A 22,601-nucleotide genomic window follows, 5' to 3' on the forward strand; every position below is an offset into this window, starting at 1 on the left:
TCCGGTGCTGACCGCTTCATCGGTGCGGATGCCATGTTGGGCAAGTGAGGTCACGTATAGTCAATTTGATCTTCGATGTCCCGAGAAAATGGGAAATCGGCGGTGGCGTATATAGGCATCTACCCTGCATGTTCAATGGTTTGCGAAAGGCTCGCGTGGCGGACCCTGTCCGTCATTTCAAAGTCAGCTTGATCAGCAGAACCTTCATGTCTCGTCCAACACCTTGCGTGCGACGCGAAAGCACTCAAGCGCCTGCGGCACACCGCAGTAGATCCCGATGACGTGAATGATGGCGCGTATCTCTTCGCGGCTGACCCCGTTGGTGATGGCGCCCCGGCAGTGAATTTCCCACTCCTGCATCTTTCCCAGGGCACCGATCATCGACAGGTTCATCATGGACCGGGTCTTGGCGTCTATCACGTCGTCACCCCAGCCAAAGCCCCAGCACCATGCGGTCATCGCCTCTTGAAACGGGCGAGTAAAGTCATCTGCTGCTGCCAGATTCCGCTCCACATAGTCGGCCCCTAGCGTTGCCTTGCGCTGCGCCAGGCCCTTGAGGAAAAGGTCTTCGTCGAATGTGTCCATGTCTGTTCGCCATTGTTATGGTTGCCGTGTTTCCAATCTGAATAGATCGGTCGGCGAAAGGCAACTACGGTTGGTGGGGCACATTCCGCTTTCGTCACCCGGATCGTGACAGGCCAGCGTGACATCGGAACGGACGCTGCCACGGATCCCGGTGCCTAATGGCGACTACGATTTCCTCCGATCCGGCTTGGGCAGCGACAGACATCCGGCCAAAGCGATCATCGCAATACCCGCCATCCCAACGACCGTCGGCCACTCATCGAAGAACAGCGCACCCCACATCAGGCTGAACGCCAGGTAAGAATAGTCGAATGCGGCGATGGTAGTGGGTGGTCCGGTCTGATACGCGACCGCGGCCCCAACGCTGCCGATCAGGATCGCCATGGATAGTGCCGCAACAACGCCGAGCAAACCGGCGTCCACGCTTTGCCATGGGCCAAAGACAAATGACCCTTCAACGTCGGAAAACATTGCCAAACCGACTCCCGTGACAATGAACGCGATGTTGAGCGCGAGGGCCAGGGTGAAAGGATCGTCATCGCGGCATGTCCGCGCCGTCAAAACCATGGCGCATGCGTATAAGAATGCGGCAACGACCGGCAGCAGTGTTGCAAACTCAAATCCAGATGTGTCAGGTCGCAAAATCAGGATCACGCCCGCAAAACCGAGGCAGATGGCACACAGCAAACGCCGTGTCGGCCATTGACGGGACATGCCCGCCGCCAACACCGTGATCAGGATCGGCGCTGTGTAATAGGCAGCAGCCGCAAGTGACAATGGCATGAGGGGCAGGGCCGAATAGTAGCTTAGCCACATCGCGACAAGCAAAACGCTGCGCAGTGTAACCCATGCGAATGATTTGGGCCGTCCCGCGCCGCGAAACCGGACAATACCCCACAAAACAGGCACAACCAGGGCCGACCGTAGGATGTAGATCTGCCAGAGCGGGAGCGACAGGCTCGTGCCCTTGATTAATGCGTCGCCGAGCGACAGCGCCGCAACCGAGATGATGATGGCGAAAACTGCTTTCGGTATGTGTCCTGTTTCTGACGCCAAGCTGTCACCTCCGATGTTCATTTGGTGACAAAAATCATGTAAGGCTTCTTTTGAAAAAAGAGTTTTGGTGAAATTTGCATGAGCATTCGTCATGGATTACTGCCACTCCCGCTGCCGCCTCTTTCGCGTCTGCGCCCGTTCGAGGCGGCCGCGCGGCTCGAAAGCTTTTCGCTGGCTGCCGACGAGTTGGGCATGACCCAGACGGCAGTGAGTAAACAGATCGGTCAGCTTGAAGGCGAATTGGGAACGCGCCTATTTGAGCGCCGCAACCGGGCCGTTTTCCTGACGGATGCGGGCCGCAGGCTTGGCCATGTGGTCGGCACAGCGCTTGCAGATATTGCAACGGAAGTCGCGCATATCCGGGGGCAACGCAGGTCGCAGGAACTGGTGCTGCATTGCCAGCTGTGCGAGGCGTTTTACTGGCTCATGCCTCGCCTGTCGCGGTTTCACGAACAGTTTCCCGGGGTCGAATTGCGTGTCCTGAGCGCGTTGAACCCGTTGACCCAAAGCGCCGAAGCGTTCGATGTCGCAATTCAGACATCTGGCCGCGCATCGGGTGTGGCGCGTTTGGCATTTACAGCGGCAGATGAGATTTTCCCGGTCTGCGCCCCCGCGCTGGTCGAGGACAGGCAGATGCCCCTCAGCATTAAGGAACTGCTTTCCTTTCCGCTCTTGTCCCATTCCGTGATCCCGCAGGATTGGATGGAATGGCACGACTGGTTGCAAACCGTCGGGCTGTCGGCCCCGGCACGCCCGCGTATCGTCCCGTTTGACAGCTATCCCGTGGCTTTGCAGGCCGCAGTGACAGGGCAGGGCATTGCCCTCGGATGGCGACGCACGACCGAAGCGATGATTGCCGAGGGCAAGCTGATCAGACCCTGCCGGGAAAGTGTCGCGCGCTCCAATGAGCTGTCCGTGTTCCGCAGTGCGGGCCGGGATCAGCACCCCGACACGGATCGGCTGCTCAAATGGTTAGAATGTGAGTTGGCCGGGTAGCATAGCTGTGCGGCGGGCCACCCTGTTACGGCGCCCCTAACTCAAACTCTGCCACGATCCAGTCAACCACTCGCCCGAGGTGCCGCTGTCCCATATGCTCCCTTGACCACGACACATAGAGGTGCGTGGCGGGAGGTTCAGGATGCGCCCATATCTCGACCAGCCGCCCGGCAGAAACGTCAACCTCAACCATATAGCTCGGCACCAATGCGACCCCGTGCCCACCGATCGCCGCATCTATGGCAAGGGCGGCGCGGTCGAAATTCAGGACCTTGCGCTGTGTCGCATGTCCCGCATTCTCCATCAATTGCTCCCACCGGCGATGCGCGTCCTGGAGCAGCGGCATGCGCAGCAGCGTGTCCAGATCAACCGGCGCATCCGCGTGCAGCAGGTCGGAGCTGCACACTGCAACCAGCCGGATTGAAGTGAGGTGGCGCGTGTGATGCGCCGGGTTCGGGTCAGGCGCCGCACCCGGCCAAATCGCGATTTCGTTGCGCCCAAGGCTGCGGCACAGGACCTGATCATGCACTTCGGTCCTTAGGCCAACCTTGGGAAACCGTGCATCAAATGCCCCGATCCGCGGCATCAACCATTTCGTGGCCGTCGATGCGCCCAGGTGGAGCGTGACCTGATCTGTGCCCGCTGCGTCCTTGATGTCGACAAGCGCGGTCTCCAACGTCCCCAGCGCCGCATCAACTGCCGCCTTGCACCTCGCGCCCGCCGCCGTCACCGATACGCCACCCGCACCCCGTTCCAACAACACGACGCCAAGGTCCAGCTCCAGCCGTTTGATCCGCTGCGATACAGCCCCGCGTGAGATACAAAGCTCGTCCGCCGCGCGCTGCAAATTCCCATGCCGCGCCACGACCGCAAACACCCGCAATGCATTCAGGTTCAGCCGGTTCATACTGCGGGCCTCCTGCCGATAGATTTTCTGAACGCTCCGGCAATTGTCCTGTTTTGTCAAATCACCTCAAACGCACGATATAGGACACAAAGCTGCGGGCCGCGCGGCACAGCCAAGGACAAGCATATGCCGCTGATCACACGACCGGCCACACTACAGGACATTCCGCATCTTGTGCCCCTGCTGATGGCGGACGCCGCCGAGCGCGCGGTCAAGGACGCGACCCTGTGGACCCTCGCCTCAGACGCTTCGATCCAGATCCGCCAAGCACTGACAGCCGCATTGACCCCTCCGGACCAGCCGGTTCGCCAGTTCTGGCAGGTCGCCGAAGACGGTGGAAAGATCACGGGCGTCATCCACGCGATGCTGCTGCCCGTTCCGCCCATCTACGCCGGGCCCAAGGGGCCACCGGGGCTTATCCTGCCCGACTCTTGTGTGTCCGAGGATGCGCGGGACGGCACTGTCGACGCCCTTGTGCGGGCCGCCGAAGCAGTCCTTCAGGGCGCAGGCGCAGAAATCCTGCTGACGTCCTTTGTTACAGGTGAGGGCTGGCAACAGGCCTTTGACAGACAGAAGTACGAACCTCTCACACTCTACCTCTCGCGCAGCGATCTGCAGGGGCAAGAGATACCCGCACCAGTGCGTCCCGCAACCGAAGGCGATGTGCCCGGCATCGTCGCGCGCAGCGCGGAACACCGTCAACGGCTCTTTGAAATTGACCCGTTCTGGGCCATCCACCCGGAGGCTGACAGCCGCTTTGCCGCATGGATGGCGCGCAGCCTGACCTTGGCGGATCGCGATATGATGGTGCTTGGCCCGTCCTATCAGGTCGCAGGCTATGTGATTGCACAGCCAGCCTCGCGCCTGCACTTTCCGCCGGCGCATGACATCAGCCGCATCGGGGTCATTGATGACTACTTTCATACCTCGCTCAACGATGCCGAAAAGCTGACATCGGCATGGGCAGAGGCGACCACTCTGCTGAAGGCTGCAGAAGCCGCTTTCGTTGCACGGGGTATTCAGGCGGCCTTTGTCGTGTGCCCGGCAGGGTGGCCGTCAAAGGTACAGCTGTTGCGCGATGCGGGCTACGACACGGCTATGGTCTGGTCGCTTAAACGCGCCTGACGGATCAGACCGCCACCAGCTGGGGGACAGGATCCGACAGGTCGGCGGTGGCCGCGTCGCGATGCGACAGGAACAAAATGGCCGGGCTTTCGATCCCCGCGCGATCCAGTTCCCCAACCATGTCAGAGGCCGCACAGCGCAACACCTTCTGGTCCGCGTGTTGCGCCTTGCTGACCGCCGTCAGTTCGATCTGATCCAGCAGGCCCGCGCGCGACAAACAATCGGCGATCTTTGGCGCCGCCGCCACACCCATGTAGACAGCGACGTTGCTGCGCCCGGTCAGATGCGTCACCCAGTCCGGCACACCGTTTCCATCGGCACAGCGACCGGTCGTCAGCACAAGCGTGTCGCTCTTGCCCCGCTCCGTCAGAAAGCCGCCAACCGCCGCCGCTGCTCCGCTCGCCGCCGTCACACCGGGAACGATCTCGTACTCAAGATCGGCCGCGCGCAGGGCATCCGCCTCTTCCGCACCACGGGCAAATACGCCCGGATCGCCGCATTTCAGGCGCACGACGCGCTGCCCGCGTTTCGCAGCAGCCACGATGATGTCGTTGATCTTTTCCTGGGGCCAGGCATGGCAGCCGGGTTCCTTGCCCACAAACACCCGTTCGGCATCGCGGCGCGCCAACTCCAGCACGCCGGGATCGACAAGGCGGTCGTAAAAGATGATGTCCGCCTCTTGCAGCCGTTGAACACCGCGCATCGTAATCAGATCGCTTGATCCCGGACCAGCGCCCACAAGGGCCACCGGAGCAGGGGCCGCCGCGGGCACTTTGCCGGTGCGAATGACCTCCTTGATGGCACGGGCCACTGGTGCGTCTCCCTCACTGGCGTGCTGCACGCGCAGCGGGCCATTGAACACCCAGCGCCATAGGTCGCGCCGCTGGCGTGGGCCCAGTCGGTGGGCCGCATAATCCCGCAAGCGCCCGGCCAGTGCCGCCAGGTCGCCCAGGCGCGGATCCAGCATCCGTTCAAGCGCTGTCTTGACCTGACGCGCCAGAACGGGGGCTGTGCCTTCGGTGCCGATGGCAACGACCACCGGGTCACGGTCCACGATGGCCGGGGTGATCGCGTCGCAAAGATCTGGCTGGTCCACGACGTTCACCAACGCGCCCGCAGCGCGCGCGACGGCGTGCAGCGCGGCGTCTATTCCTGGGCAGCCTGTGCCGATGAAAACCAAGGGCGCCCCTTCAAGCACGTGCGCAGTGATCGGGCCGGTTCGATGCGTGATCCGTCCTGCATCGGCCAACGCCTGCAATTCGACATCCAGCGTCGGTGCAAAAACCTCAATAGCGGCTTCGGTTTTGAGCATCAGCCGGCATTTCTGTGTCGCCTGTTCGCCGCCGCCAAGGATGACAACGCGGCGGTCGGTCATGGTCAGGAACATCGGAAAGGTCTTCATGGCGAGTCTCCTATTCTGCGGCGACGGCTGCGGGTTCTGCCGGGATCAGCAGGCCCTGAAGTTCGGGTTTGCAGGCACCGCAATTGGTGCCCGCGCCAGTGCAGTCACCCAACGCCTCGACCGAGGCGGCGCCATCCGCAATGGCGCGTTTCAGATCATTCAAGCCTACACTCATACAGGCGCATACAGTCGGGCCGGGATCGGCCTGCGCCCCGGCGGCGCGTCCCGCCAGTGCGGCCCCTGCGGGGCTGTCCTGTCCGATGGCCGCAATGGCATGCGGGCGGGACAATTGCACAGGCTCGGGTGACAGAAACAACAAGGCGCTCAGACGTCCGTCGACATGATGCGCAAGTCGTTGGCTACCAGTTGCGGTGTCGAGGGCAATGCTGATGCTGCCCATGGGCGTGCCGACAAGCTGCGCAAGCAGGTCTTCGGCCTGCGCCTGGTTCGAGCTGCCCGCAAGTTCCGCCTGCCAACCGGTGTCAGTGCGCGCCACTGCGCAATAGTCGCTCAGCGGCGTCACGGCCCGGTCTGAGGCCAGAAAGCCGTACCAGCGCGCCGCAAAGCGCGTGGCCGTGACACGCCCAAATTTGAGTGCAGGTTGACCGGACACGGGATCGGTACCCGTCTGCACAACCGCGTTGACGGTCCCGGAGGTGCTCCGCTGCCGGGTCCAGTGCATGGGTGCAAATAGGGCGCCAGAGACGACGCGGTCGGTCGGCAGGCTGCGCAGGATCGCGCGGTTTTTGCCGTCGCTCACCACACACAGCTCAGCCGTGCCAATGCCCAGTGTGGCGGCGTCGGCGGGATGGATCTCGACATAAGGCTCCGCCAGATGGGTCCCGAGGCGCGGGGCCTTGCCCGTGCGCGTCATAGTGTGCCATTGGTCCCGGTTACGGCCTGTGTTGAGGTGGAACTGGCCCGATGGAAGGGCAGTGGGCGCTGTCAACGGCAGCATGCGCGCCTTGCCATCCGGATGATAGAATCCACCATCCGCAAAAAAGCGGGCCTGCCCCTTGCCCTCAGCCGGAACCGGCCATTGCACAGGCGCCATCGCGTCATATTCCGCGTCACTAAGCGTCGCCAACCCGCTGATGTCAAAGTCCCGATTGAACGGACGCATTGCAGCAGAAAGCGCAGCGTGCTCCCGAAACACATCCGCCGGGCTGGTGTAGTCAAAGGCATCCGTCCAGCCCATGGCCGCCGCCACATCGCTGATGATCTTCCAATCGGGCCGCGCCTGCCCCGGCACCGGCAAAAACGCCCGCTGCCGCGAAATACGGCGTTCGGAGTTCGTCACGGTCCCGCTCTTCTCGCCCCAACCCGCTGCAGGCAGCAGCACATCGGCCAGATCACCGGTGTCCGTTCGCACCATGATGTCCGACACAACGGTAAAAGGCACGTTGGCAATCGCATCTGCCACTCCCCGCGCATCGGGCAGGCTGACAGCCGGGTTGGTGGACATCACCCACAGCGCTTTGATCTTGCCCTCTGCACAGGCCTTGAACAGATCGACCGCCTTCAGCCCGGGTGCTTCACAGATCGTCGGACTGTCCCAGAACGCCTGCACCGCCGCCCGGTGATCCGCATTCTCAATATCCAGATGGCTCGCCAGCATATTGGCCAAACCACCCACCTCGCGCCCACCCATCGCATTGGGCTGACCGGTCACCGAAAACGGCCCCATACCAGCGCGACCAATGCGGCCCGTCGCCAGATGGCAATTGACAATAGCGTTCACCTTGTCGGTCCCGCTGGACGACTGGTTCACACCCTGTGAATAGACGGTGACAACCTTCTCCGTCCCCGCCCACATGGAATAGAAAATCGCCAGCTCATCTGCTGACAAACCGCTCTCTGCCGCTTCGGTCGCATAGGCGGCAGCCAAGGCAGGCTCAAACCCGTTCACATGGGCATCGACATACGCGCGGTTCACCCGGCCCGTCGTCGCCAGATGCGCCAAAAGCCCATTGAACAGGGCGACATCGCCATCGGGTGCAATACTCAGATGCAAGTCAGCAAGCTGCGACGTTGCTGTCCGGCGCGGATCCACGTTCACGATCCGCATCTCCGGCCGCGCCTCCTTGGCCGCCGCAATGCGCTGGTGCAGGACAGGATGGCACCACGCCAGGTTCGACCCGACCAGCACGATCAGATCAGCCTCTTCCAGATCCTCATAGGTTCCCGGCACCGTATCGGTGCCAAAGGCCCGCTTGTGCCCCGCAACGGACGACGCCATGCAGAGCCTTGAATTCGTGTCGATATTCGCCGCGCCGATAAATCCCTTCATCAGCTTGTTGGCGACATAGTAGTCCTCGGTCAGCAACTGACCTGAGCCGTAAAACGCCACGGACTCAGGACCATAATCGCGAATGACCTCGGAAAACTTCCGTGCGACAAGCGCGGTCGCCTCGTCCCAGCCAACCTCGATCCCGCCCACAGTCGGGGCCAGCAAACGACCCTCCAGATCAATGGTCTCGCCCAGGGCAGAGCCCTTCGAACACAACCGCCCGAAATTTGCCGGATGCTGCGCGTCGCCCTTGATGGTCCCATCGGGCGACGCGATCACACCGCAGCCTACGCCGCAGTATGGGCAGGTCGTGCACGTGCTCATGCGGCAGACCGTGCCTGCAGGAACGTGGTATCCAGCAGGATGCGCCCGCCTTCAACGCGCGCCGGATAGGTGGCAACCTGACCCTCGTCATTGCCCTGCACCAGACCGGTCTCAAGCGAGATCACCCAGTTGTGCAGCGGGCAGGTCACGGCAGACCCATGCACGATCCCCTCAGCCAGCGGGCCCTGCTTGTGAGGGCAGGAGTTCTCCAACGCGAACACCTCATCCGCTGCCGTCCGAAACACGGCCACACACCCTGCGCGCGTCTTCACCACGCGCGCGCCGCGCTGGGGAATGTCGTCGAGGGCTGCAATATCAATCCAATCGGTCATTCCGCAGCCTCCAGCGTCAGGTTCGCAACAGGCCGGTAAATCGCGGCCTTCTTCTGGGCGTGCTCGGCCCATGGGTCTTTCTGGTAAACGGTCTGGGACAGGTCGAAACGGGCAGCGAGCCTGTCGCGCTCCTCCGGATCGGCAATACGCTCGCGTATCCAGTCGAGCCCAACCTTGTTCATCCACTTGTAGATACGGTCGAGATACTTGGCGTTCTCGCGATAAAGCTGCGTCATCGCCTTGATGACGATAATCGTCTCTTCCTCAGTCTCGACATCAATCAGGCGCTCAACCTCTTTGACGTCCATGCCCGCCGCACCGCCGATCCCGACCTGATAGCCGCTATCAACACAGACAACACCGATGTCCTTACAGGTCGCCTCAGCACAGTTGCGCGGGCAGCCTGACACACCCAGCTTCAGCTTGTGCGGGGTCCAGGACCCCCACAAGGCCTTTTCCAGCTTGATGCCAAGGCCGGTGGAGTCCTGCGTCCCAAACCGGCAGTGATCCGTGCCCACACAGGTCTTCACCGTGCGCAGACCCTTGGAATAGGCATGGCCTGACACCATCCCGGCGTCGTTCAGATCGGCCCAGATCGCGGGTAGGTCCTCGCCCTTCACGCCCAGCAAGTCGATGCGCTGCCCACCGGTCACTTTCACCGTTGGCACATCGTACTTGTCGGCGGCATCAGCAATCGCGCGCAGCTCATCCGGCGTGGTGATCCCACCCCACATCCGCGGCACGACACTAAACGTGCCGTCTTTCTGGATGTTTGCGTGCTTGCGCTCGTTGATAAAGCGCGACTGCGGGTCGTCCAGATATTCCAGCGGCCAGTCCGCAATCAGGTAATAGTTCAGGGCAGGGCGGCACACATGGCAACCATCCCGCGTCTTCCAGCCACATTCCTGCCAGACGGCATCCATGGACTTGAGTTCCTGGGACTTGATCATCCGCCGCACGTCTTCGTGCGTCAGATCGGTGCAGCCACAGATCGACTGCGCCGCGGGCATGACGAAATCATCGCCCAGCGTGACGGCCAGCACCTGCTCCACAAGTCCGGTGCATGTCCCGCAGGACGCAGATGCCTTGGTCACCGCTTTCACAGCCGTAAGGTCGGTCGCCCCACCTTCGATTGCATCTACGATGGTGCCTTTGCAAATGCCGTTGCAGCCACAGATTTCCGCATCACGCGGTAAGGCTGCAACGGCTGCTAAAGGGTCCACGGGGGCACCCCCCTGGTAGGCCGGGCCAAAGATCACCCTATCGCGCATCTCGGCGATGTCGGTCTTGTCGCGGATCAGGCCGAAGAACCAATTGCTGTCAGCGGTGTCGCCATACATGACGGTGCCGACCACGACATTGTCCTCAATGACAAGCCGTCGATACACCCCGCGCCCGGGATCCCTGAACACAATGTCCTCGCGCCCCTCGGCATCGGCAAAGTCCCCGGCAGAGAACAGGTCACACCCTGTCACCTTAAGCTTCGTGCTCAGTTCCTTCTGCACAAACGCTGCCTCGTCCCCAAGGATCGTCTGTGCCGCCACCTTCGCTTGATCGTAAAGCGGAGCGACCAGGCCGAAGATCGCTCCGTTGTGCTCCACACATTCGCCGACAGCGAGGATGTTCTCGTCCGACGTCACCATTTGGTCATCCACGTGGATGCCTTTGCCAACAGCCAGGCCCGCTTCCTGCGCCAGCGCAACGTTGGGCCGGATACCGACGGCCATCACCAGCAGGTCGCAAGGCAGTTCGGTACCATCATCCAGCAGCAACGCCTTCACCTTGCCATCTTCGCCCAGGATTTCCTTAGAGTTCGCCTGACACAGCACCGTGATGCCCTTGTCCACCAGCGCCTTGCGCAGCAGATAGCCTGCGGCCTCGTCCAGCTGACGCTCCATCAGGTGGCCCATGATGTGCACGACAGTCACGTCGACACCGCGTGCGGCCATGCCAGCCGCTGCTTCAAGCCCCAGAAGGCCGCCGCCAATGACTACAACCTTGTTCTGCGGCCCCATCGACATCATCAGTTCGGTGTCTTCCAGATCGCGATAGGCGATCACACCGTCCAAATCATGGCCGGGCAGGGGGATCATGAACGGGTTCGACCCGGTGCCGAAGATCAGCTTGTCATAGGGCAGCACGTCACCGTTCTCTGCGGTGACTGTCTTAGCTGTCCGATCCACCGATGCGACCCGCTCGCCAAAGCGGCAGGTGACACCGTTGGCTTCGTACCAATCGGCATCGTGTGTCACGATCTCTTCGTAGGTCTTGTCGCCCGCCAGCACTGGCGACAGCATGATGCGGTTGTAGTTCCCGCGCGGCTCAGCGTTGAACAGCGTGACGTTCACGTCCGCGCCCGCGTCAAACAGGTGCTCCAGCGCACGGCCCGAGGCCATGCCGGCACCAATGACGATGATATTCTGTGTCATCTCTTTCACTCCGCTGCCATGGCTTTTGGCTTGGGTTTCGGCTTGGCGCCGTGCTCGTACTCTTCAAGGAAATCGAGCACATCCTGCCGGTAGTTGTAGTAATCTGGATGCTCCAACAGCGCCTTGCGCGTCCTTGGTCGGGGCAGGTCCACATCTACAATCTTACCAATGGTCGCCTGCGGCCCGTTGGTCATCATGACCACCCGGTCAGCCAACAGAATGGCCTCATCCACGTCATGCGTCACACAGATGGCAGTCACCTTGGTACGCGACCACACCTCCATGAGAACTTCCTGCAATTCCCAGCGCGTCAGGCTGTCGAGCATCCCAAACGGCTCATCCAGCAGCAGCAGCTTCGGCGACAGAGCAAAGGCACGCGCAATGCCAACCCGCTGCTTCATCCCGTTCGAGAGGTCCGCGGCCTGCTTGTCCATCGCGTCGGCCAGTCCCACCCGCTCAAGGTAATACTCCACCACATCCTGCCGCTCTTCACGCGACGCGCGGGGATAAACCTTGTCCACACCAATCGCCACGTTCTCCTTGGCGCTCAGCCACGGGAACAGGTTGGGTGACTGGAAGACCACGGCCCGCTCGGGGTCCGCACCCTCCACATGGCGACCATCCAGCTTGATGGCCCCTTTGGAGATCTCGTTCAGCCCCGCCGCCATCGTCAGCACGGTCGACTTGCCGCAGCCCGAATGGCCAATCAGCGAAATAAACTCGCCCTTGTTGATCTTCAGATCGAAATCCTCGACCACGGTAAGCGGCCCCTTCGGCGTCGGATACACCTTGTGCAACTGCGAGAAATCTAGGAACCGGTTCTCGATCATCCCCTTCTGCGCCTCGGCCACAGCCGATGGCACACCATGAATTGGGGTCACATCGGGCAGCACCTTGGTGCCCTCGACCTTGGCCTCGATCCCCACATCCATCAGGTACTTGGTCACATGCGCCCGCAACCGCTTGAACTGATCGTTATGGTTCATCTCCATGCGATCACGCGGGCGAGGGATGGAAACAGAGAACTCGTTACCCAACGTGCCGTCCGGGTTCAGCGCAATGATGCGGTCGGCCAGGATAATCGCCTCATCCACATCATTGGTAATCAGCACACAGGTCTTCTTGTCGGCTTCCCAGATATGTTCGATCTCGTCGGCCAGATTGGCGCGGGTCAGTGCGTCCAGCGCCGAAAGCGGCTCATCCAGCAGCAACACCTCGGGGTTCATCGCCAGCGCACGGGCCACATTCACCCGCTGCCGCATCCCGCCGGACAACTCGGCAGGACGGCGCGTGGTCGCGTGACCCAAACCCACCATCTTCACATAGTGATCGACCTTCTCGGCCCGCTCCGCCTTCGACAGGTTGGGGAAAATGGTGTCCACAGCCAGACCCACATTCCCATTCACCGTCAGCCAGGGCATCAGCGAATAGCTCTGAAAGATCACCCCACGCTCCGGCCCCGGCCCGGTGATGGGCGCGCCCTTGAACGTCACCTCACCGAAGGACGGGGTATCCAGACCCGCCATCAGGTTGATCAGGGTCGTCTTGCCGGTGCCCGAGAAGCCAAGGAGGACCAGAAACTCCCCCTCTTTCACGGACAGAGAGATGTCTTTCAAAACCTCCGTCCGCTCGGTGCCTGCGTCGAAATACTTCGATACGTTTTTGAACTCGATCATGCTCATGGCGATCACCGGTTGTTCGTGAAGGTGAACATGGACTGGATGGCGTACATCAGGCGGTCCAGCAGGAAGCCGATGATGCCGATGGTGAACACGGCCACCATGATCTTGGCGAGAGACTGGCTCGATCCGTTCTGGAACTCATCCCAGACAAACTTGCCCAGACCGGGGTTCTGCGCCAGCATTTCGGCGGCGATCAGCACCATCCAGCCAACACCCAAGCTCAGACGCAGACCGGTAAAGATCAGCGGCAGGGCGGAGGGCAGGACCAGCTTGGTGATCTTGGTCCAAGTGTTCATTTTCAGCACCTTCGACACGCTCACCAGATCCTTGTCGATGCTGGCCACCCCAAGCGCGGTGTTGATCAGCGTCGGCCAAAGCGAGCAGAGTGTCACGGTGATGGCCGATGTAAGGAAGGATTTGGCAAAGAAGCCGTCGGCGGCATAAGTGGCCGACACAACCATCGTCACGATGGGTAACCATGCCAGCGGCGACACGGGCTTGAAGATTTGAATCAGCGGGTTGATGGCCGCGTTCACCGTCGGGCTCAGACCGGCAGCGATGCCCAGCGGGATGGCAACAACAGACGCGATCAGGAAGCCAAAAAACACCGTTTGGATCGAGGTCCAGATCTGATCGTAGTAAGTCGGCTTGCCGGTATAAACGCGCTCTTTCACACGGTCGGCCTGACCATCTGCGATCAGCTTGGCGTTACGCTCGTCCTGACGGACATAGAACGCGGCTTCTTTCTCTTTCTCACGCTGCGCGTCTTCGTGCAGCTTACCGACTTGCTCCCAAACCTGTGCGGGTCCGGGGATCGCACCCAGCGAAGTCTGCACCGTTGGTGCCAGCGAGGCCCATGCGACGAGGAAAAAACCGATGGCGACAAGCGGCACACCCAGCAGGCGCCAGATTTCCTTGGTCTGGGCCTTTGGGTTGTCACCGGCCGCTGCCTTCAGCACCGGTGTCAGCCAGGCGAGGCCAAGAACCTGAAACCATTTGTCTGCGGCGTTGATGCGGGTGAATGTCCGCTGTTTGCGTTCTTCGCGCGCTGCGGCGTCCAGATCGGATGGGTCGATGGCGGTCATGTCAGGCTCTCCTGGCGTGGATGCAGATGGCTTGGATGTGCTCTGCAAGGCTCGAATGGGCGGATGCTGCGATGCAGCGGTGTACGGGCTGTGCACGCTCTGTGCACAGGTTGTGCACACGATGTGACAGGGTGTTTCGCGGCACGGCAGTGTGCTTGTTTTTTGAGCAGATGCACCGCCTTTGGGGCCGGTTTGCTGCGAGGCAGCGTGAGGTGGGCATCGCTGCCCACCCCCTCATGGCTTTCAACCTTCGACAGCGTTGCCGACGACCTTCTGCTCACCCTTCAGGCCGATGGGCAGGCTGTCGATGTAAGCGTTGGGCGCTTTCCCGTCGTAGGGGATGCCGTCGATGATGTCGGCGGCAGGCGTCGGTGCCTTGAACCCATCGCTGTCCCAGGGGAAGTCAGCCTCATTGGCCAAACCTTCGTCCACCAGCAGGCGGGCTGCTTCAAGGTAGATTTCGGGCTTGTAGACCTTGGCGGCCATGTCGAAATACCACTGGTCAGGCTTGGCTTCCGAGATCTGACCCCAGCGGCGCATCTGCGTCAGGTACCAGATCGCGTCGGAATAGAACGGGTAGGTCGCGTTGTAGCGGAAGAACACGTTGAAGTCGGGGGCCGGGCGGCGGTCGCCCTTCTCGAATTCAAAGAAACCGGTCATCGAGTTCGCGATCACGTCGTAATCCGCGCCCACATATTCCGAGCGGCTCAAGATCTCGACCGCTTCCTCGCGGTTGGCGTTGTCGTTCTCGTCCAGCCAGATGGCCGCACGGATCAGCGCCTTGGTGATGGCCTTTGTGGTGTTGGGATGTTCTTCGGCGAACTCGTTGGTGATGCCGAACACTTTTTCAGGGTTGTTCTTCCACATGTCATAGTCGGTGATGACCGGAACGCCGATCCCTTTGAACACGGCCTGCTGGTTCCATGGCTCACCCACGGCGTAGCCATATATTGTGCCCGCTTCCATCGTGGCGGGCATTTGTGGGGGCGGGGTCACGCTCAACAGCACGTCCGCACCGATCTGGCCGGTGATGTTGTCGGGGCTGTAATAGCCAGGCTCCAGACCACCGGCGGCCAGCCAGTAGCGGATTTCGTAGTTGTGAGTGGAGACAGGGAACACCATGCCCATGTTGAAGGGCAGGCCTTGGTCTTTGTAGTCTTCAACGACCGGCGCCAGAGCTTCAGCACTGATCGGGTGCTGCGGGCGGCCATCGTCCATCAGCGGAACGTGGGGCTTCATCTGCTCCCAGATTTCATTGGAAACCGTGATGCCGTTGCCGTTCAGGTCCATCGAGAAGGGCGTGATGATGTGGGCCTCGGTGCCGTAGCCGATGGTAGCGGCGAGGGGCTGGCCCGCCAGCATGTGTGCACCATCAAGTTGGCCGTCGATTACGCCGTCCAGCAGCACTTTCCAGTTCGCTTGCGCTTCCAGCGTCACGAACAGACCTTCGTCTTCGAAGTAGCCGTTTTCATACGCGATGGCCAAGGGGGCCATGTCGGTCAGCTTGATGAAGCCAAACTTCAGCTCATCCTTTTCCAGATCCAGCAGCTCGGCATGTGCTGCCGTGCCAAGCAGGGCAGCCATGGCACCTGCGAAAGTAAAGAGACGGGTCATCCTGTCGGTCCTTTTTATAACAAAAAAGTCGCCCGTTCCCTGGTGCGCACGGGAGGAGGTGTACGCAGTAGGAACGAGCGACTTTGCTCTTGATAGAGCCTCCTTCATGGAGGCGGAGGGAAGCATCTTTGCTTCGTTGAATCACTGATAGCGACTCAATCGGGCGTCAGCCAATTGGATTTTGGTCGTAGCCAATGATTTTCTGCTGCGATGCAGCAACTGCCCAAAAACTAATCATTCCGCTCCGCCAAAATCGAAAATCTCGCCATCAAAAAAAGCATCCGGCCCCAGAATCATCTCCCCCCGCGTCGACGCGACGGCCATGGGGTGGGTCAGGGCGCCCTCGATTTTGGCGGAGGCGCCAGGCATGTCGACGCCTATGGGACCCAGATGCTGACGGTAGCAATCTGGGCGCATCGTGCGCTGGGCAATTTCAATGGCGTGGTCGCGGTTGATACCTGCAAGGCGCGCAATCTCGGCCCCGATCCACGCGGCCTGGCTGCGCCACGGAAAGTTGGCTGCTCGATCATGAAAGCGCAAGAAGCCGGGCACATCTACGGGGGCTGCACCAAATTGCGTAGCAAAGCGGCCCATCAATGCGTGATCGAGTGCGGCGTGCGGCAGGTCCAGATGCGCGCTCCGGGCCAGGATCTCGATGGCGAGGGGCCGGTTCTTGGGCGTATCGAGCCACGCAGCTGCCCGCGCAACAGCCCGCATCAACGCGCCCACAAGGCTTGGATTGTCTTCAACCCAGGCATGCCGTGCGGCCAGAACCTTTTCCGGGGCATGCGCCCAGATCGCAGCGCCTGGCAGGATCAATTCGCCTACGTTGTTGCCAACGGCAACAGACCCCCATGGCTCACCTACGCAGAAGACGTCAATCTCGTCTGATGCGACGGCGTCCGCCATCAGCGGCGGCGGCGTTGTAATGATGTGCAGGGCGGACGGATCTCGCAGCCCCACGTGACCAATCCAGTATTCAAAAAGCAGCCGGTGCATCGAATAGGGAAACGGCACGCCAACCCGCAGCGGGCGATCAAGGGCAGACAGCATCGGACCTGCGGTGTCCTGCGGTGGTGCAAAACCGCCCGGCCAACCCTTGTGCCGCATCGCATCCGCCATCGCGTTCGATACACCGATGACCGTCCCGTTCACCGACAAGACCATCAACGCGTCGATCCGTGCCATCGGCCCGCTCAGCCCAAGCGACATTGCTATGGGCATAGGCGCGAGCATATGTGCGACATCTAGATGCCCCAAGGCGAGCAGGTCGCGTAACGCGGCCCAAGAAGGCTGGCGCAGCAGATTGAGCGACAACCCCTCATCGGCTGCAAAATTCAATTCCTGCGCCACGATGAGTGGGGCGCTGTCGACCAGGGGCACGTAGCCACAATTCAGGCGGGCGGTACTCATGTCAGCAAATCCGATGCGGTCAGCAGGGCCTGGGCCACCTCGATCACCTTGCGATTCTGCGACATGGCGGTCTTGCGCAACAGGGCATAGGCCTCTTCCTCGCCCACGCCCTTGGCGCGCATGATCATGCCCTTGGCGCGGTCTACGGTCTTGCGGTCGGCCAGCGCCTGCTTGGCCGCCTCAAGCTCATTGCGCATCTGGCTCATCATCTGGAAGCGGGCAATGGCCGTTTGCAGGACCGGTTTGATCCGGTCGGGCTGCAATTCTCCGACCACATAGGCAGATAGGCCCGCGGCAACTGCAGCTTGCGTCATCTCGTCGTCCGAGCGGTCCACGAACATCGCGACGGGGCGGCTTTGCGCTTCGGATGCGACACTGACCTGCTCCAAAGCATCGCGGGAAGGGTTGGCAAGGTCGATCAACACCAGGTCCGGATCCAGAGCGGCGAGCTTGCGCGCCAGCCCAGTTACATCGCCCAGCACGACAACGTCGTTCCAGCCCCCTTCCATCAGCGCGTCGATAATGTCCCGCGCGCGGTCCGGGTCCGGTTCGATTACAGCAATTTTCATTTCTTCGGTCACGGAAGATGTGGTGCGCGATGGGCGCGGCCTGATCCATCCGCGACGCACAGGCTGCTCCCTGATGTCGCATGACGCACAGATTGTGTCCCAAGGTGTGAGCAATGCGCACAAAAAACTGGCAGGAAGTGAACAAAGCGCTGGCGTAACTTCGTTATCCACCGCACGGTCTGTGATGTCGGAACGGCGACACGGAGGTGAAGGTGGCGCAGACACCACAACATACCAACTACGATGTCATCATCGTCGGCGGCGCCATAATGGGTGCGTCCACAGCGTGGTTTTTGGCAGACAATCCGGATTTCGATGGTCGTGTGCTGGTGGTCGAGCGTGACCCGACTTATTCAGCGTGCTCAACTGCCCATACCAATAGCTGTATGCGGCAACAGTTCTCGACCGAGCTAAATGTCCGCGTCAGTCAGTTTGCGGCCGATTTTGTAAAGAACATCAGGGACTACATGGGTGGCGATGCGCGGGTGCCCGAGCTTGGCATTCGCAGCTTTGGCTACATGTATCTGGCCGATAGCGACGCTTTTGCCGACACCCTTCGACAGAACATCCATGTGCAACATGCCGCGGGTGCTGCGACACAGCTTATGAGCCCGGACCAGATCAAGGCGGCCTATCCATTCTATAATGTTGACGACATCGTTTTGGGGTCGATCAATACCGTGGACGAAGGGTATTGGGACGGTGCGACGGTCTTTGACTGGTGGCGCCGCCAGTCCCGCGAACGTGGGGTAGAGTATATCGAGAACGAAGTCGTCGCGATGACGCGCAACCCGGCAGGCACCCGCATCGAAAGCGTGACACTGGCCAGTGGTGACATCATCGCCTGTGGTCAGATCGTGAACGCCACGGGCCCGCGGGCAGCGCGTACGGCGCAAATGGCGGGCATTGATCTGCCGGTTGAGCCGCGCAAGCGCTTTTCCTGGGTCTTCAAGGCCGAGCAGCCGCTTGATCGTGATCTGCCGCTCACCATCGACCCATCAGGTGTGCATGTGCGTGAAAACGGGGGCGGCACATATCAGGCGGGGGGGCATTCCGACATCGACCCCGCCGTTGACTATGACGACTTCGACATGGATCACAGCATTTGGGGAAACCACGTTTGGCCGATCCTAGCCACGCGTATCCCTCAATTCGAGGCGATCAAGGTCACCAGTGAGTGGGCTGGGCACTATGCCATGAACACGTTTGACCACAATGCCATCCTAGGTCCGCATCCTGAGGTCAAGAACTTCAATTTTCTCAACGGGTTTTCCGGCCACGGTTTGCAGCAGTCTCCGGCCATGGGGCGCGGCATGGCCGAATGGCTGACCTATGGCGCGTTCCGAAGCCTCGATCTGTCGCCCTTTGCCTACGACCGGCTGGTGACGGACCGACCCATCCTTGAAAAAGCAGTGATCTGAAGGACCTGACATGAAGAAACTCGTATTGACCGGCGCGGCCGGTCGGCTGGGCTCATATCTGCGCGCACCGCTCGCTGAGTTGTGCGACACGTTGGTGTCCACCGACATCGTCGATGCCATCGACTCGCCCTTGCCGAATGAGACTTATGTCCAAGCCGACCTCGCTGATTTCGACGCGATGGAGGCGGTCGTGAAAGGTGCGGACATGGTCGTGCACTTCGGCGCCTTCGTGGACGAGGGCCCGTTCGAGACGCTGCTTGGTCCGAACTTCATAGGGTCCTACAACATTTGGGAGGCGGCCCGGCGCCATGGCACGCGCCGCATAGTCTATGCCTCGTCTATCCATGCAGTCGGCATGCACCCAAAGACCGACGCCATCGGGATCGACGCCGCCCATCGCCCGGACGGGTTCTATGGCCTCGCGAAGTGCTTTACCGAAGACTTGGCCCGCATGTACTGGGACAAGGAAGGGATTGAGGCGGTGTGCCTGCGCATCCTGTCCTGCGCCAATGTCACCAACCCGCGTGCTGTCGGGTCATGGCTCAGCTATGACGACATGATCCATCTTGTTGAGCGCGCCATCGACACACCCATCGCCGGGTTTTCCATTGTATACGGCGTGTCCGACAACGACCGTGCTCCGGTCGACAATTCAGGCGCGCGCCACCTTGGGTTCCGGCCCAAGGACAATGCCGAACAGTTCGCCGACAAGATCTATGCCGAGGCCGGTGTTCTTGACCCGCAGGATCCCGGCAATTTCTGCCATGGCGGCCCATTTGCCAGCACGCCCATCGGGCGCAGTGCGATGACGGCGCTTAATCTGGATGAGGAAGATACGGGCAAAGACTGAACCATGCGTATCGACAATCTTCAGTACTGCAACTGGTCAGAGAAGGTCTTTCGTCAAATGCGCGAAGGGCAGGTGGACGCGGTGCATGTCACCATCGCGTATCACGAAAACTTCCGCGAAACGGTGCTGAACTTCGAGGCTTGGAACCGCTGGTTCGAGCTGTACCCTGACTTGATCACCAGGGGACTGTGGGCCAGCGACATCGACCGTGCGCGGGCCGAGGGCAAGACGGCGATCTTTTTCGGCTTTCAGAACCCTAGCCCCATCGAGGACGATATCGGTCTGGTCGAGATTGTGCACACGCTTGGCGCGCGGTTCATGCAGCTGACGTACAACAACCAGTCGCTGCTCGCGACCGGGTGTTACGAGGATAACGACACCGGCATCACTCGCATGGGCAAGCAGGTGATCAAAGAGATGAACCGCGTGGGGCTGGTCGTGGACATGAGCCATTCCGCTGACCGTTCGACAATCGAGGCGGCAGACATTTCTGAACGCCCCATCGCGATCACCCATGCCAACCCGCATGACTGGCACCCCGCGCTGCGCAACAAGCGCGACAACGTGATCAGGGCAGTGACGTCGAACGGGGGTATGTTGGGCTTTTCCCTGTATCCGCATCACCTCCGGGACGGGTCGAACTGCACGCTTCAGTCTTTTTGTGAGGCGGTCGCACGCACAGCGGATAAATACGGTACGGACAGGATCGGCATCGGCTCTGATCTCTGCCAGGACCAGCCCGACAGCGTGGTCGAATGGATGCGTGTGGGCCGCTGGTCCAAGGACATCGACTACGGCGAAGGGTCGGCCGCAAACCCCGGATTTCCGCCGCAGCCTGACTGGTTCCGCGACAATCGCGATTTCGGCAACATAGAAAACGGCCTGCGTGCCATAGGCATGTCCGAAGACGAAGTGGCAGGCATCATGGGCCGCAACTGGTATCGTTTTTACGCCGAGAATTTCGGAGCGGCGTCGTAAACAAGACGGACAGCGCCAGGCAAACGCCATTCCTTGATCTGAAAGATACAAGGGAGAATTGCCATGACCATCGGATTTATCGGTCTGGGAAATGTGGGTGGCAAGCTGTCCGGCAGTCTGATCCGTAATGGCCACTACGTTTCTGTGCATGATCTGAACGCGGATTTCGTGGCCGCAAAGGTTGCGGATGGTGCGCGTGATGGGCAAAGCCCGGCGGCGTTGATGCAAAGCTGTGATACCGTGATCACCTGCCTGCCCAGCCCTGCAGCGTCCGCCGCGGTGATGCAGGAGATGCTGCCCCATGTCCGCCCCGGCAAGATCTGGATGGAGATGTCGACCACCGACGAGGCCGAGGTCAAACGTATCGGCGCGCAGGTGAGCGCGGCGGGTGGTGCGGCCGTCGATTGCCCGGTTTCCGGCGGTTGTCATCGCGCGGACACCGGCAACATCAGTATCTTTGCAGGCTGTGACCGCCCGACCTTCGAACGCATTCTGCCGCTGCTGACGACGATGGGCCGGCGGGTCCTGCACACGGGCGATCTGGGCAGCGCGTCGGTGTTGAAGGTGCTCACGAACTACCTTGCGACGGCGAACCTCGTTAGCTGTGCCGAGGCACTGACCGTGGCCAAGGGCGCGGGCATGGATCTGGGCGTCGCCTATGAGGCGATGGCGATCAGCTCCGGTACCTCTTTTGTGCACGAAACCGAAAGCCAGGTGATCCTGAACGGATCACGCGACATCTCGTTCACCATGGATCTGGTTGCCAAGGATATCGGTCTGTTTCAGGACGTGGCGGACCGGGCGGGCGTGCCGCTGGACCTCAACCCGCTGCTGATCACTCTGTTCAACGACGCCATCGCGCGCTTTGGACCGCGTGAGCTGTCACCCAACATCATCAAGCGATTGGAAGAGGCGACTGGCCTTGACGTCACTGCGCCAGGTTTCCCGGCCCAAATGGTCGATGACGAACCGGAAGCGCGCGGGACAGAGGTGTTTGCCCGGCGCTGACCCCTTGCCCGAGCGCGACCTGCAAGCTAAGGGCGGGCCATGCAAGGTCTGGATTTCAAAGAGGGCGAAGTCATCGCCACGATCAGCGCGTCCCAGGGACGGCGCATCCTCGGTATCGGATCGCTTTGGATCCTGTCCCTGATGGTGATTTACGTGGGTGTCGCGCGCCCGCCAGAGCTTGGCTGGCAGCTGTTTCTGCTGGGCCTGGGCGGCGGGGCGCTTTGGATCGCGGAAAAGATGCGCCGCGCGACCGCGCTGACGCTGGAACTGACCCCGGAAGAGTTGCGCGATAGTACCGGTCAGATCGTGGCACGCACCGAAGACATCCATTCCATTGATCGCGGCATGTTCGCCTTCAAGCCGTCAAATGGTTTCTTGTTGCGGCTCAACACGTCCGGAGACCGCGCGTGGCGGCCGGGCTTGTGGTGGCGGCTTGGCAACCGGGTCGGCATCGGCGGGATGACACCGGGTCACCAAGCAAAATTCATGGCCGAGATCCTCTCGGCCATGATTGCAGAACGGTCGTCTGACTGAC

General features: G+C 61.0%; 19 protein-coding genes. 7 read left to right on the forward strand and 12 right to left on the reverse strand.

The features are described from left to right. Positions 1-204: 204 nt before the first annotated feature. Positions 205-585 carry a carboxymuconolactone decarboxylase family protein gene (locus tag FD715_RS17360; protein WP_147112744.1) on the reverse strand — a complete coding sequence of 127 codons (381 nt, stop codon included), beginning with the start codon at positions 583-585 and terminating at the stop codon, positions 205-207. Positions 586-750: 165 nt separating this feature from the next. Beyond that, complete coding sequence (locus FD715_RS17365) at positions 751-1,662, reverse strand: DMT family transporter (RefSeq protein ID WP_189799533.1); 912 nt, start codon at positions 1,660-1,662, stop codon at positions 751-753. Positions 1,663-1,719: 57 nt separating this feature from the next. Between FD715_RS17365 and FD715_RS17370 the strand changes: the two genes are divergently transcribed. Next, positions 1,720-2,637 carry a LysR substrate-binding domain-containing protein gene (locus tag FD715_RS17370; protein ID WP_147112750.1) on the forward strand — a complete coding sequence of 306 codons (918 nt, stop codon included), beginning with the start codon at positions 1,720-1,722 and terminating at the stop codon, positions 2,635-2,637. A gap of 25 nt (positions 2,638-2,662) precedes the next feature. On the opposite strand, the gene FD715_RS17375 is transcribed toward FD715_RS17370, so the two are convergent. After that, positions 2,663-3,544 (reverse strand): LysR family transcriptional regulator, encoded by an 882-nt coding sequence (locus FD715_RS17375; RefSeq protein ID WP_147112753.1) that lies wholly within the window; start codon positions 3,542-3,544, stop codon positions 2,663-2,665. Positions 3,545-3,670: 126 nt separating this feature from the next. On the opposite strand from FD715_RS17375, the gene FD715_RS17380 reads away from it, so the two are divergent. Then, positions 3,671-4,669: a hypothetical protein gene (locus FD715_RS17380; RefSeq protein WP_147112756.1), complete on the forward strand. Its 999-nt coding sequence runs from the start codon at positions 3,671-3,673 to the stop codon at positions 4,667-4,669. 4 nt (positions 4,670-4,673) lie between these two features. Here the strand turns inward: FD715_RS17380 and cysG are convergent, their stop codons facing one another. The 9 genes from cysG to FD715_RS17425 all read right to left on the reverse strand — a co-directional run bounded on the left by cysG (position 4,674) and on the right by FD715_RS17425 (position 17,821). After that, on the reverse strand, positions 4,674-6,071 hold the full coding sequence (gene cysG / locus FD715_RS17385; RefSeq protein ID WP_147112759.1) for a siroheme synthase CysG: 1,398 nt from the start codon (positions 6,069-6,071) through the stop codon (positions 4,674-4,676). Between the two features lie 10 nt (positions 6,072-6,081). Beyond that, positions 6,082-8,685: a nitrate reductase gene (locus FD715_RS17390; protein ID WP_147112762.1), complete on the reverse strand. Its 2,604-nt coding sequence runs from the start codon at positions 8,683-8,685 to the stop codon at positions 6,082-6,084. Next, positions 8,682-9,017 carry a nitrite reductase small subunit NirD gene (gene nirD / locus FD715_RS17395; RefSeq protein WP_147112765.1) on the reverse strand — a complete coding sequence of 112 codons (336 nt, stop codon included), beginning with the start codon at positions 9,015-9,017 and terminating at the stop codon, positions 8,682-8,684. Before nirD ends, FD715_RS17390 begins: the two co-directional genes overlap by 4 nt. Then, positions 9,014-11,446 carry a nitrite reductase large subunit NirB gene (gene nirB, locus FD715_RS17400; RefSeq protein WP_147112768.1) on the reverse strand — a complete coding sequence of 811 codons (2,433 nt, stop codon included), beginning with the start codon at positions 11,444-11,446 and terminating at the stop codon, positions 9,014-9,016. The genes nirD and nirB overlap by 4 nt, the downstream gene beginning before the upstream one ends. Before the next feature lie 5 nt (positions 11,447-11,451). Continuing rightward, complete coding sequence (locus FD715_RS17405; protein ID WP_147112771.1) at positions 11,452-13,128, reverse strand: ABC transporter ATP-binding protein; 1,677 nt, start codon at positions 13,126-13,128, stop codon at positions 11,452-11,454. Positions 13,129-13,133: 5 nt separating this feature from the next. After that, entirely contained in the window at positions 13,134-14,213 is a 1,080-nt protein-coding gene (locus tag FD715_RS17410) for an ABC transporter permease (RefSeq protein WP_147112774.1), read from the reverse strand. 243 nt (positions 14,214-14,456) lie between these two features. Continuing rightward, positions 14,457-15,797, reverse strand: coding sequence for a CmpA/NrtA family ABC transporter substrate-binding protein (locus tag FD715_RS17415; protein ID WP_223274960.1), 1,341 nt, complete (start codon positions 15,795-15,797; stop codon positions 14,457-14,459). A gap of 264 nt (positions 15,798-16,061) precedes the next feature. Continuing rightward, the gene (locus tag FD715_RS17420; RefSeq protein ID WP_147112780.1) at positions 16,062-17,240 is read right to left on the reverse strand and encodes a CmpA/NrtA family ABC transporter substrate-binding protein; all 1,179 of its coding nucleotides are present in this window, start codon (positions 17,238-17,240) and stop codon (positions 16,062-16,064) included. Beyond that, the gene (locus tag FD715_RS17425) at positions 17,237-17,821 is read right to left on the reverse strand and encodes an ANTAR domain-containing response regulator (RefSeq protein ID WP_147112783.1); all 585 of its coding nucleotides are present in this window, start codon (positions 17,819-17,821) and stop codon (positions 17,237-17,239) included. Before FD715_RS17425 ends, FD715_RS17420 begins: the two co-directional genes overlap by 4 nt. 257 nt (positions 17,822-18,078) lie before the next feature. On the opposite strand from FD715_RS17425, the gene FD715_RS17430 reads away from it, so the two are divergent. From FD715_RS17430 to FD715_RS17450, 5 genes are all read left to right on the forward strand, one after another. Continuing rightward, positions 18,079-19,230 (forward strand): FAD-binding oxidoreductase, encoded by a 1,152-nt coding sequence (locus tag FD715_RS17430; protein ID WP_147112961.1) that lies wholly within the window; start codon positions 18,079-18,081, stop codon positions 19,228-19,230. A gap of 10 nt (positions 19,231-19,240) precedes the next feature. After that, positions 19,241-20,080, forward strand: coding sequence for an NAD(P)-dependent oxidoreductase (locus tag FD715_RS17435; RefSeq protein WP_147112786.1), 840 nt, complete (start codon positions 19,241-19,243; stop codon positions 20,078-20,080). Between the two features lie 3 nt (positions 20,081-20,083). Then, positions 20,084-21,058 (forward strand): membrane dipeptidase, encoded by a 975-nt coding sequence (locus FD715_RS17440; protein ID WP_147112790.1) that lies wholly within the window; start codon positions 20,084-20,086, stop codon positions 21,056-21,058. Positions 21,059-21,121: 63 nt separating this feature from the next. After that, positions 21,122-22,066, forward strand: coding sequence for an NAD(P)-dependent oxidoreductase (locus FD715_RS17445; RefSeq protein WP_147112793.1), 945 nt, complete (start codon positions 21,122-21,124; stop codon positions 22,064-22,066). A gap of 39 nt (positions 22,067-22,105) precedes the next feature. Next, the gene (locus FD715_RS17450) at positions 22,106-22,600 is read left to right on the forward strand and encodes a hypothetical protein (RefSeq protein ID WP_147112795.1); all 495 of its coding nucleotides are present in this window, start codon (positions 22,106-22,108) and stop codon (positions 22,598-22,600) included. The last annotated feature ends 1 nt before the right edge of the window (position 22,601 follow it).

It is taken from the genome of Tateyamaria sp. syn59 (assembly GCF_007995245.1).
Taxonomy (GTDB): domain Bacteria; phylum Pseudomonadota; class Alphaproteobacteria; order Rhodobacterales; family Rhodobacteraceae; genus Tateyamaria.

Bases quoted from the DNA above. Each gene is read 5' to 3' on its own strand.
- FD715_RS17380 (WP_147112756.1), top strand. From the start codon at position 3,671: ATGCCGCTGATCACACGACCGGCCACACTACAGGACATTCCGCATCTT.
- FD715_RS17410 (WP_147112774.1), bottom strand. From the start codon at position 14,213: ATGACCGCCATCGACCCATCCGATCTGGACGCCGCAGCGCGCGAAGAA.
- FD715_RS17360 (WP_147112744.1), bottom strand. From the start codon at position 585: ATGGACACATTCGACGAAGACCTTTTCCTCAAGGGCCTGGCGCAGCGC.
- FD715_RS17390 (WP_147112762.1), bottom strand. From the start codon at position 8,685: ATGAGCACGTGCACGACCTGCCCATACTGCGGCGTAGGCTGCGGTGTG.
- FD715_RS17430 (WP_147112961.1), top strand. From the start codon at position 18,079: ATGGGTGCGTCCACAGCGTGGTTTTTGGCAGACAATCCGGATTTCGAT.
- FD715_RS17375 (WP_147112753.1), bottom strand. From the start codon at position 3,544: ATGAACCGGCTGAACCTGAATGCATTGCGGGTGTTTGCGGTCGTGGCG.
- FD715_RS17440 (WP_147112790.1), top strand. From the start codon at position 20,084: ATGCGTATCGACAATCTTCAGTACTGCAACTGGTCAGAGAAGGTCTTT.
- FD715_RS17445 (WP_147112793.1), top strand. From the start codon at position 21,122: ATGACCATCGGATTTATCGGTCTGGGAAATGTGGGTGGCAAGCTGTCC.
- nirB (WP_147112768.1), bottom strand. From the start codon at position 11,446: ATGACACAGAATATCATCGTCATTGGTGCCGGCATGGCCTCGGGCCGT.
- cysG (WP_147112759.1), bottom strand. From the start codon at position 6,071: ATGAAGACCTTTCCGATGTTCCTGACCATGACCGACCGCCGCGTTGTC.
- nirD (WP_147112765.1), bottom strand. From the start codon at position 9,017: ATGACCGATTGGATTGATATTGCAGCCCTCGACGACATTCCCCAGCGC.
- FD715_RS17365 (WP_189799533.1), bottom strand. From the start codon at position 1,662: ATGAACATCGGAGGTGACAGCTTGGCGTCAGAAACAGGACACATACCG.
- FD715_RS17450 (WP_147112795.1), top strand. From the start codon at position 22,106: ATGCAAGGTCTGGATTTCAAAGAGGGCGAAGTCATCGCCACGATCAGC.
- FD715_RS17405 (WP_147112771.1), bottom strand. From the start codon at position 13,128: ATGAGCATGATCGAGTTCAAAAACGTATCGAAGTATTTCGACGCAGGC.
- FD715_RS17415 (WP_223274960.1), bottom strand. From the start codon at position 15,797: ATGGCTGCCCTGCTTGGCACGGCAGCACATGCCGAGCTGCTGGATCTG.
- FD715_RS17370 (WP_147112750.1), top strand. From the start codon at position 1,720: ATGAGCATTCGTCATGGATTACTGCCACTCCCGCTGCCGCCTCTTTCG.
- FD715_RS17420 (WP_147112780.1), bottom strand. From the start codon at position 17,240: ATGAGTACCGCCCGCCTGAATTGTGGCTACGTGCCCCTGGTCGACAGC.
- FD715_RS17435 (WP_147112786.1), top strand. From the start codon at position 19,241: ATGAAGAAACTCGTATTGACCGGCGCGGCCGGTCGGCTGGGCTCATAT.